Annotated in this window: 8 protein-coding genes and 1 riboswitch; of the genes, 6 read left to right on the top strand and 2 right to left on the bottom strand. The window is 51.4% G+C overall.

Going from position 1 to position 9,827, the window contains the following annotated elements; genetic code table 11:
* Positions 1–43: 43 nt before the first annotated feature.
* On the bottom strand, positions 44–568 hold the full coding sequence (locus tag HNR65_RS16990; RefSeq protein ID WP_181552724.1) for a hypothetical protein: 525 nt from the start codon (positions 566–568) through the stop codon (positions 44–46).
* Positions 569–995: 427 nt separating this feature from the next.
* Between HNR65_RS16990 and HNR65_RS16985 the strand changes: the two genes are divergently transcribed.
* The 6 genes from HNR65_RS16985 to HNR65_RS16960 all read left to right on the top strand — a co-directional run bounded on the left by HNR65_RS16985 (position 996) and on the right by HNR65_RS16960 (position 9,041).
* Positions 996–1,403 carry a hypothetical protein gene (locus HNR65_RS16985; protein WP_181552723.1) on the top strand — a complete coding sequence of 136 codons (408 nt, stop codon included), beginning with the start codon at positions 996–998 and terminating at the stop codon, positions 1,401–1,403.
* A 608-nt stretch (positions 1,404–2,011) separates the two neighbouring features.
* Positions 2,012–4,765 (top strand): UPF0182 family membrane protein, encoded by a 2,754-nt coding sequence (locus tag HNR65_RS16980; RefSeq protein WP_181552722.1) that lies wholly within the window; start codon positions 2,012–2,014, stop codon positions 4,763–4,765.
* 30 nt (positions 4,766–4,795) lie between these two features.
* Positions 4,796–5,932, top strand: coding sequence for an epoxide hydrolase family protein (locus HNR65_RS16975; protein ID WP_181552721.1), 1,137 nt, complete (start codon positions 4,796–4,798; stop codon positions 5,930–5,932).
* 312 nt (positions 5,933–6,244) lie between these two features.
* Positions 6,245–6,348: riboswitch (cyclic di-GMP riboswitch) on the top strand.
* 229 nt (positions 6,349–6,577) lie between these two features.
* Positions 6,578–6,964 carry a cache domain-containing protein gene (locus tag HNR65_RS16970; RefSeq protein WP_181552720.1) on the top strand — a complete coding sequence of 129 codons (387 nt, stop codon included), beginning with the start codon at positions 6,578–6,580 and terminating at the stop codon, positions 6,962–6,964.
* A 204-nt stretch (positions 6,965–7,168) separates the two neighbouring features.
* On the top strand, positions 7,169–8,692 hold the full coding sequence (locus HNR65_RS16965) for a DUF2867 domain-containing protein (protein WP_181552719.1): 1,524 nt from the start codon (positions 7,169–7,171) through the stop codon (positions 8,690–8,692).
* A 112-nt stretch (positions 8,693–8,804) separates the two neighbouring features.
* Positions 8,805–9,041, top strand: a complete 237-nt coding sequence (locus HNR65_RS16960; RefSeq protein WP_181552718.1) for a MoaD/ThiS family protein — start codon at positions 8,805–8,807, stop codon at positions 9,039–9,041.
* Between the two features lie 103 nt (positions 9,042–9,144).
* Here the strand turns inward: HNR65_RS16960 and HNR65_RS16955 are convergent, their stop codons facing one another.
* Positions 9,145–9,627 (bottom strand): universal stress protein, encoded by a 483-nt coding sequence (locus HNR65_RS16955; protein ID WP_181552717.1) that lies wholly within the window; start codon positions 9,625–9,627, stop codon positions 9,145–9,147.
* Positions 9,628–9,827: the final 200 nt, after the last annotated feature.

The following is a 9,827-nucleotide window of genomic DNA, read 5'->3' as shown; positions in this document are numbered from 1 at the left end:
TCTCGGGCCGCCGCCGGTCCGACCGATGTGCTTGAGTCTTCGATCAACTATCTGGGAATTTCAGTCTATCCCGGCATCTACCGGATGACCCAGTTTTTTTTGCAGGTCCGGATTGGCTTTGCATTCCGAAATTGACTGAACCAAAAAAGTGGTCCTTTTTTTCCACCAGGCTTTGCCGGTGCAGTTTGATATTTTCAATGGTGTTACCCATAATATCAGCAATTCCGGACAACAGTCTCATTCGCTCCCGGTTGGAACCCCTTGCGCAATCGCTCCAAATGTCCAGTACCTTTATCAACTGCTTTTTGGATACCGTGAGAACAAAGAGCAGCGTTCCTAAAAGTATTTTGGGGCTAAGATGTTCCCCGATGAGATGCATTGTGCCCGCCGGATCCTGTCCAGCGGATCGAATTTTTCTCAAATAAACATTGATGCCTTCGTCAAAGTCTGATTTCAGATGGTGCCGTAAACAGTTCAAAATCAAGGCTTGCGCAATTTCGAAGAATGCAGCGTACTTAGCCGTACGTGAAATTCTGAGGTTTGCCAGGAATGGGGAGGGATCTCGCATTTTCCATCTCCTGGAACACAGTTGATCAAAAAATGCGCCGATGGGTCTATTGAGGCCTGTTGCAAAAATGAAGCATCAGTCCGGCGACAGAATTGACCATTTTTAAGATCAAAAGCATTTGGGATGTTCTAAACCTATATCCGCAATCTCAATCTGTCAAAAAATGGCTGGTGTACTGATGTTTGCAAAAATATGTAGATATTCGTAGTTATTATCATTTTGTTATGCTCTATGGCATGAACACACAAGATGGAAGAAAAATAAACCCGAAAGCAAAGGAATAGATCCGTATCCAAACACTTCTCGTGATACTGGATGTGGTAATTATTTGGTGTAAACACTTCTGACCAACCTGTCCTTTTTGTCCGAAATTATCCGGGGTCCATCACCATAATCGATATTGCCCGGGGCACGTCCCAGGGGATTTTTGCCGTTTTTGCGTGTGTTACCGGACTCGTTATTTTTCTTCCTGAACAGCGGGAGGTTCCAAAAAATTTTCAACAATTCTGAGCGCTTCAATCGTCTGGACCTTCCTTATAAATCCATACAATCTCCAGCAATCATTGATGGACAATTTTTTGACCATCCGGATACAGGCTTTTTCATCCGTTATGTGCACAAACGCTTTGCTGTTCTCTGTGTTTTCTTCTTTATGAATAATCTTGGAATAGATGATCGATCGTGCAGCCAGGCGTGTTTCGTGCTCAATGTCTGCCTTTCGGGGGTGAAAAATATAAGACAGTGTCAATTGGTCGCCCGGGCTGTAAAGCTGCTGACGCGGCCCGGCGTCTTTTGCTACCAGACGGTCCAGGAAAACCGGCTTCACCCGGTGTGAATGGGACAAAAGTTTAAGGGTCTGGCAAATCATCACCGACACCCATCTTTGGCCATTATGGGGGCCGTCGGTCAAGGCCGTGCGATGTCGTGATCGATTCATCACATCCGGGTCCACCGGTTCTGTTCAGACCTTTTTCGGACCGCGATTTTTCTTTGAGGTTACGGATTTTATTGATGAAACATACTGGGCCGGGCGGGTCCGCGGAATCAATGCCACCGGGCATCGGGTGGAAAAAATGTCTCATAATAAATGTCAACTGGTGTTTGATATGCCTGTTTTGATGGCGCCATATTGGCTTGTCTGCGTTATTGCCGTTCGGCGCATTCGAGATTTGGCAGAAAATCATACCCGGGCTGCGTTGTTTCAATTTTGAACTGAATTGTTTTGAAGTTAAGCCATATTCAGTATTTAAGAGAATCAGGCTATTGAAACCAATGGGAATCAGAGCAGTTAACAATTTTCTATTTTGCGGAATGAGGTTATTTGCAATTGAGATTTGAAGAAAATCGGAAGTAATTTACAAATCTTTGTAAAAAAGTTATGCTTGATGTTATTATTTTGGAATAAATCAAAAAAAACAGCCATAAAACAACGGGTCTTTGCTGATGACAAATTTTTATACAACCGGTGATATGGGGGGAGGCACGCCGCAACGACCGTTTCGTCTGGAAGATATTAATTTTCCCAGGCTTACACGGTTCGTCCGGCTCATATTGCTTGGGCTGGTTGTGCTGGGCGTCTTAATGGGTCTAAACTGGGCGCGGGGATTTTATACTGACTGGCTCTGGTTTTCCAGCCTCGGCCATGAGCAGGTGCTGTTTGTCCGCATAACCACGCAGATATGGCTTTACCTGATTGCAGTGCTGGTTTTTGTCGCTCTGGCGGCGCCCAATTTGTATGCGGCTTACAGAAACACTGCTGATTATCAATGGCGGCAGGGAAAGGAACTGTCCCGGGAAGGCTATAAGAGCGCCCGGCGGCTGATTCTGTGGGTCGGCATACTCGCTATCGTGCTCGGGGCCATATTGCTGGCGGTTTATTTTTCCGCTCACTGGGAGGCTTTTCTGCGGTTTTTTAATGGAGCTTCTTTTAATGAGGCTGACCCGGTTTTCAAGCGTGATCTATCCTTTTACGTCTTTGGACTGCCTGTTTTAAACTTTCTGAGAAGTTGGTTGTTGGGCGTGTTTGTCGTGATCATTCTTTTTGTCGCGGCTTTTTATTACCTCACAGCCAACCTCAAGGGTGAGGCTTTTTCCTTTGAAGGCAGCATGAAAACGCACCTGCTCATACTCGGCTCTTTTATTTTCTTTTTGATTGCCGCAGGCCATTGGCTCGGGAGATACGATCTTTTGTTTTCAAAGACCGGCACGGTTTTCGGAGTCGGTTACACGGACGACAATATTATCATTCCGGCCCGCACGATTTTGACTTTTATTGCAATCGGCGCCGGCGGCACGCTTCTGGCCGCCACCCGTTTCGGAGGATACCGCTTGATTGCCGCAGGTATCGGAGTATGGCTTGCGTTAAGCATTCTGGGCATAGCGGCCCTGCCCGGCATTGTCCAGCGGCTGCAGGTGGAGCCCAGTGAACTGGCCAGGGAAAGGGAGTATATCGCCAAAAACATCGAGTTCACTAGAAAGGCTTACGGGCTTGCAGATATTGCGGCTAAAAGCCATCCTGCACGCGGCGAGGTCCGATCTGAAACAATTGATGAAAACCAGGGCACCATCCAGAATCTGCGATTCTGGGATGAGGGCCCGTTGCTGCAGAGTTATAATCAAATCCAGTTTTTCAGGCTTTATTACGATTTTTTAAGTGTGCAGACCGACCGCTACATGATCGACGGGGATCTTCGCCAGGTAATGCTCTCCACCCGGGAGTTGTCCTCGGAGAAGCTGCCCCCGGAGGCCCAGCGCTGGGTCAACCGCTATCTCCAGTTCACCCATGGCTACGGGGTCGCAATGAGCCCGGTAACAGAAGTGGCACAAGGCGGCCGCCCGAATTTCTTCCTTCGGGATCTGCCCCCCACTGGAAAGGTCAAGCTTGAGCGCCCGGAGATTTATTACGGATTAAAAAGCCTTCCGTTTGCCATTGTCAACAGTGACATGGAAGAATTCAATTATCCCGCACAGGAGGGTCCGGTTTATACCCATTACCAGGGGAAAGGCGGGGTTGAACTAAGCTCTTTTTTCAGGCGGCTTTTGTATGCCTGGCAGTTCAGAGATCTCAATATTTTGATTTCCGGGGAAATCAATGAAGAGAGCCGTATCCAGTACAAGCGAACCGTGGCCGAGCGCTTTACCAAAATCTCCCCGTTTTTAAAGCGCGACGGGGAGGCCTATACAGTGGTGGCAGACGGCCGGCAGTTTTTTATCCAGGATGCATACACCACAACCGCCCGTTATCCCTACTCCACAGCCTGGCAGGGACAGTTCAACTATATGAGAAACAGTGTCAAGGCGGTTGTTGATATGTATAACGGCAATGTGGACTACTACGTTTATGACGAATCGTGTCCCATTATTCAGACATACAGGGAAATATTTCCCGGCCTTTTTAAATCAGCAGATCAAATGCCCGATTTCCTGCAGGATCATGTTCGCTATCCCATGGATCTTTTCAGCGTCCAGACCCGGATGCTGCTCCAGTACCACATGACCGATCCCGTGGTGTTTTACAACAAGGAAGATCAATGGTCGGTACCGCAGCACGCCGCCTCCGGACAGAGCGAAACACTGAGGCCGTATTATATCGTGGCGCGGCTTCCCGGAGAGAAAAAGGAAGAATTTCTTCTGATCCAGCCTTTTACGCCTGACAAGCGCCACAACCTGGTAGGATGGATGGCCGCAAGAATGGACGGCGAAAAGATTTTGTATGAGTTTCCCGCCGGCCGACATGTGGACGGTCCGAGGCAGGTGGAGGCCAGGATCGACAACGATGCGGTGATATCCGAGCAATTCACCCTTTGGGGGCAGGTGGGCTCCGAGGTCATGCGCGGCGATATCCTGGTAATTCCGCTGGGGCAGAGTCTGCTGTATGCCGAACCGGTGTTTTTAAAGCCCGAAGCCCTTGAATTCCCGGAACTGAGGCGCATTATCCTTGCCGACAGCCGCCGGGTGGTTATGCACGCGAGTCTGGAAGACTCTGTTGACGCGCTCGTGGGGAAAAAGGCCACGGTGGCACCCCCTGTTAAGGAAGATGCGAATCTGAAGGAATATAAGGCAGGTATCAAACCGGACGATGAGGCTATTCCCGCCGAAAGGCTGAAATCCGTGCGTAAAGGGCTCCAGGATGCAATCGACAGGCTGCAGGAAGTGGCAGACCAGTTAAACCGTATGGAGCAAGCACGGGAAAAGTAAAAATGGAGTTGAAAACCATGGACAAATGCTATGAGTGAGATTGTTCCCTTTGCCATCGAAGCAAGTCATGCGGAGTTGGAAGATCTGGGAAAAAGGCTTGCACTGACCCGATGGCCGGATAAGGAAACACCTGAGGACTGGTCGCAGGGGATTCCGCTGGAATATATGAAAAAAATCCATGACTATTGGATGAACAATTATAATTGGGGCGCCAGGCAATCCCGGCTTAATCGATGGCCCGGTTTCAAAACAGTTCTTGACGGGCTCGGCATCCATTTTCTGCACATCAGATCCAGGCACGAAGATGCCCTGCCTTTGATTCTGACCCACGGCTGGCCCGGCTCTATTGTCGAATTCCAGAAGGTTATCAAACCCTTGACCGACCCTGAAGCCCATGGCGGTTCGGCAAGGGATGCATTCCACCTGATCTGTCCCACGCTGCCCGGTTTTGGCTTTTCAGATAAACCAACAGCACCCGGCTGGAATATAGAACGCATCGCAACCGCCTGGAATGAATTGATGCTGCGGCTGGGCTATAAGCGTTATGTCGCACAGGGCGGCGACTGGGGCTCGATGGTGACGGCCGCCATTGGAACCCAGAATCTGGGCAACTGTATTGGCCTGCACATGAACATGCCGATGGCGCGCCCTGACCCTGACACCATGGAAAATCTTTCTGAATTGGAACAAGAAGCCATGGCGGCCATGAAGTTCTATAAAAATTACGATTCAGGGTATTCCCAGCAACAAAGCACCCGGCCCCAGACGCTCGGTTACGGCCTTGCCGATTCGCCCGTGGGCCAGGCCGCATGGATTCTGGAAAAATTTTATCAATGGATGGATTGCCAGGGCCATCCGGAAAATATTCTGACGCGGGATGAGCTGCTCGACAATGTCATGATGTACTGGCTGCCCAACGCCGGGACATCTTCTGCGCGTATTTATTGGGAAAGTTTCGGCAATATTGATTTCAACACTATCGAGCTGCCGGTTGGCTGCAGCATTTTTCCAAAGGAAATTTTCAAAATATCCAAACGTTGGGCAAAAAAACGGTTCCCCAACCTGATTTATTTCAATGCACTTGAGAAAGGCGGTCACTTTGCTGCCTTTGAGCAGCCGGAACTGTTCGTCGAGGAAATCAGAACCTGCTTTCGCACCCTGCGCTGACCGTTTTTTCAGTCCCTCCGCATTGCTTTATTTACGGTCAATGTCAAGGACGTCGTCGCTTTTTCCCGTTTGCGTAAACGCCAAAATCTTTGCAGCCGCAGCGGGTTGCACCACGCCGGCGAGGCAGTACTGCCACTCTAAGTCCTGCTGAATTCCTTAAAGCGACAGGCCACATTTTCGCCGCACCATAGGTATGACCACCGATGTCCCTGATGCTTCGATCAACATTGCAGGAATTCCAGATTATCACGGCATCTACCGGATGACCCCAAAAAAATTTGACACGTATATTTTTAAGAATCATATTTATTAATATGATAAAGCCAAACCAATCGTGAGGTTGGGACGGAAAGTTTCGGGTCTTACCGACACCTGTTTTCCTTGGACTTCTTTTTCGAGACAGCCGGGCTGCCATTAATAGTGGTGGTTCGGCTTTTTTTGTTGGAAACCGCTTAAGGGCAGTTACCTGGTGAAAACGCAAACCATATCCAATTAGGTTGTATTCATGAATCCATCCCGACATTTCCCGGATGTACCAGCCAGTTCCTATTACCAAGAACGCAAAGGAGGAGATAGAACCGACGGCACGCGTTATGCGGACAACGAAAGAAAAACCGTTTGGACCCATCAAAAAAGGAGAAGAACATGAAAAGAATCGTCATCGTACTGCTCGTTTTGTTCTGTTGCTTGTGTCTGGCCGGCAATGCACTGGCCGGGGGCAAGGAAGCGGCCAAAAAGAACGTCGCAGAAGTGGTGGCTGCCATCAATGGCGGCAAGGACGCCAAGACGGTCAACGCCAATGATTATGATCCCTACGTCTTTATCCTGGAAGAAAACGGCATGCTGGTGGTGCATCCCTCCCTTGCCGGAAAGAGCCTGAAGGAAGTTGCCCCGCCGGTATATGAAGCGATTGCTGCCGCTGTAAAGGAGGGCAAAGAAACCGCCGACTATATGTGGAAGGACGCTATGAAGCACTCCTACGTCCAGAAAACGAACAACAATCTGATCGTGGGAAGCGGTTACAGCGAATAATGTCCATTAATACAGGTTTGGGACAAAAAAGGGCGCCGGTTCGCGCCCTTTTTTTGAGTCCTTGGGATAATACGAAAGACGCCGGAAAAATGTTGGCAGATTGAAGTTGCGTGTTTTATGTTTTGTAGAGGACTCCTCCGGCTGGAATCTTCGCGCCCGGCAACTGGTGGGAACGCCCGCCGGCCACTGAAGAAAGGTTTCTGAATGAAAAACAAACCGATTCTGGTCACCGGCGGTACTGGCTATGTGGGCGGCCGCCTAATCCCGCGTCTCCTGAAGTCCGGCTACCAAGTGCGGGCCATGGCGCGCTCCCCTGAACGTCTCTTATGTAGGGGCTGGGGGCGGCATCCCTCCCTGAAGGTCGTCGCCGCCGACGCCCTGGACCGGCAGGCCTTCATCGACGCCGCCCGTGGCTGCGGAGCCGCCTATTACCTGATCCATTCCATGAATGCCCACAAGGGAAAGTTCGCCGCAGCGGACCGCACAGCCGCCGAAAACATGGTGGCCGCAGCTGGGGCCAACGATCTGGAGCGCATCATCTATCTCGGCGGACTTGGGGAAAAGAGTCACGAAGCCTTGAGCCGGCATCTCAAATCGCGCCACGAGGTGGAGCAGATCCTCCAGGCCGGGACAGCGCCGGTGACCAATCTGCGGGCTGCCATGATTCTGGGGGCAGGCAGCGCATCATTTGAGATGATGCGCTACCTCGTGGACCGGCTGCCTGTCATGATCACCCCGCGCTGGGTGCAAACGCCCTGCCAGCCCATTTCCATCCGCAATGTTCTGGATTACCTCGAGGGCTGCCTGGAAGCGCCGGGCACGGTGGGAGAGACCTTCGACATCGGGGGGCCAGACGTGGTGACTTACCACGATTTGATCGACATCTACGCCGAGGAGGCCGGCCTCCGCAAGCGGATGATCATGCCGGTGCCGGTACTCACCCCCTGGCTGAGCGCCAAATGGGTTCATCTGGTCACCCCTGTGCCGGCCTCCATAGCCCAGCCCCTGGCTGAGGGACTAAGCATCCCGGTGATCTGCAGCGACAACCGTATTCAGGAGATGATCCCGGTGGAACTGGCGAGCAGCCGCGAGACGATCCGCAAGGCCCTGGAGCGGGTGCGGCAGGAGCAGGTGGATACCTGCTGGTTCGACGGCCGAGGGGAAATGCCCCCGGAATGGACCACCTGCGGGGATGCCGACTATGCAGGCGGCGCCGTGCTGCGCGTAGGTCAGCGGATCATCCTGGCCGCTTCAGCGGAAGCGGTCTGGGAAACGATTCGCCGCATTGGTGGAAGCAGCGGGTATTATTTTGCCCAGCCCCTGTGGCGTCTACGGGGAATGATGGATCGTGCCGTGGGCGGACCCGGGCTGCGCAGGGGGCGCCGTCATCCAGAGGAACTGCGCGTGGGCGACGGTCTCGACTTCTGGCGCGTGGTGGCCGTGGAACCGCCCCGGCGTCTGCTTCTGCTGGCCGAGATGAAGGCCCCCGGGGATGCCCTGCTCGAATTTGTGATCAATCCTCAGGGTCCCGACCGGGTGGCGGTGGACATGGTGTCGCGATTTCTGCCCCGCGGCATTGCCGGACTCGGATACTGGTACGCGCTCCTGCCGGCCCACTGCTGGTTATTCAAAGGCATGCTGCGCGCCGTGGCCCGGCGCACCGGCAATCCGATCCTGGAGGATGTCCACAAGATCCCCGTGGAGGATCCCGTGGTCTGCCGGTTGTGATCTTCTATGGGCAGAAGCGGAACAAAGCAGTGCCCGAACCCCACGGGGAACGGGTTATGCAAAGGCACGGAAAAACCCAGCAAAATCAAACAGGTGCTAAAGGAGAAACCCCATGAAAATTCATCTCAAGTGCTTTGCCACCCTGGCCGAGGGAGATATCTGCGATTTTCGCGACAGCGTTCAAAACGAAATCACTGAGGGCGAAACAGTCAATGCCCTCGTTGAACGGCTCGGGCTCCCCAAAAAAGATGTCAAGGTTATCTTTGTCAACAGCAAGGTGGCCGGCTTCGACACGGTCCTTAAGGACGGCGATCAGGTAGCCCTCTCACCGCCTGTGGGCGGAATGTAGTGCCCACAAACAGACTGCGGATCTGATTCGTGGGCATAGCCCCTGTATCAAGCGCATACAGGCCTACTGAAAAAACAACTGTCTTGACATTAACCGGTTACACTTACCCTTTCGCTTCGGTGGCTCGCACCATAAATACCGGCACGCTTGCGGAGCGAAAGAGTTTCTCCGCCATGCTGCCCATTACCCAACGGGTTATCCCGGAATGGCCATGGGTTGCCATAATAATAAGATCGATATCATTTGAGTCGGCGTAATCAGCCAGGTTTTCCGCAACATCCCCGATCAAGACCTTCGTATGTACAGTGGTTGTTTTTTGCGTGAAATGTTCGGCGACCTTTTCAAGGTAATCTTTGACTGAAGCCTCTCTCTGTTTTTCTTTTTCCCGCCAGCCTTCCTGGACCTGGCGTATAATCTCGCCATCGAAAGTGTTATCCAAAGTTCTAAAATCGGGATTAACAGGTTCCATCCCACGTACTAAAAGAACATCACTGATATTAAATCCTTTGATGAAAGCCTCCACATGGGGCAGCACGCACTCGGCAAGTTGTGAACCATCCAACGGAACCATAATTTTTTTATACATTTTATGCGTTTCCCTTTTTGTTTAAATGAAAAGATCGCTTGGCGGGATTGAATTTTAAAAATATCACCGAATGTTTCGTTTCCTTCATACGTTGCCCATATCTTCCTAAAGACCCCTTTTCTTAATATAACATTTCATCCGATAAATTCAATTTTTCCGCGGCTACAGCGGATATGAACAGATAACACCGAATTATGCCA

Origin of the sequence: Desulfosalsimonas propionicica (assembly GCF_013761005.1) — a bacterium.
GTDB lineage: Bacteria > Desulfobacterota > Desulfobacteria > Desulfobacterales > Desulfosalsimonadaceae > Desulfosalsimonas > Desulfosalsimonas propionicica.
Note: the sequence above shows the minus strand (reverse complement) of the source record. Positions and strands in the feature narration are given on the sequence as shown.

What these genes read in the sequence shown, in the direction of transcription:
- HNR65_RS16990 (WP_181552724.1), bottom strand. Translation starts at nt 568, where the DNA reads ATGCGAGATCCCTCCCCATTCCTGGCAAACCTCAGAATTTCACGTACG.
- HNR65_RS16980 (WP_181552722.1), top strand. Translation starts at nt 2,012, where the DNA reads ATGACAAATTTTTATACAACCGGTGATATGGGGGGAGGCACGCCGCAA.
- HNR65_RS16975 (WP_181552721.1), top strand. Translation starts at nt 4,796, where the DNA reads ATGAGTGAGATTGTTCCCTTTGCCATCGAAGCAAGTCATGCGGAGTTG.
- HNR65_RS16970 (WP_181552720.1), top strand. Translation starts at nt 6,578, where the DNA reads ATGAAAAGAATCGTCATCGTACTGCTCGTTTTGTTCTGTTGCTTGTGT.
- HNR65_RS16965 (WP_181552719.1), top strand. Translation starts at nt 7,169, where the DNA reads ATGAAAAACAAACCGATTCTGGTCACCGGCGGTACTGGCTATGTGGGC.
- HNR65_RS16960 (WP_181552718.1), top strand. Translation starts at nt 8,805, where the DNA reads ATGAAAATTCATCTCAAGTGCTTTGCCACCCTGGCCGAGGGAGATATC.
- HNR65_RS16955 (WP_181552717.1), bottom strand. Translation starts at nt 9,627, where the DNA reads ATGTATAAAAAAATTATGGTTCCGTTGGATGGTTCACAACTTGCCGAG.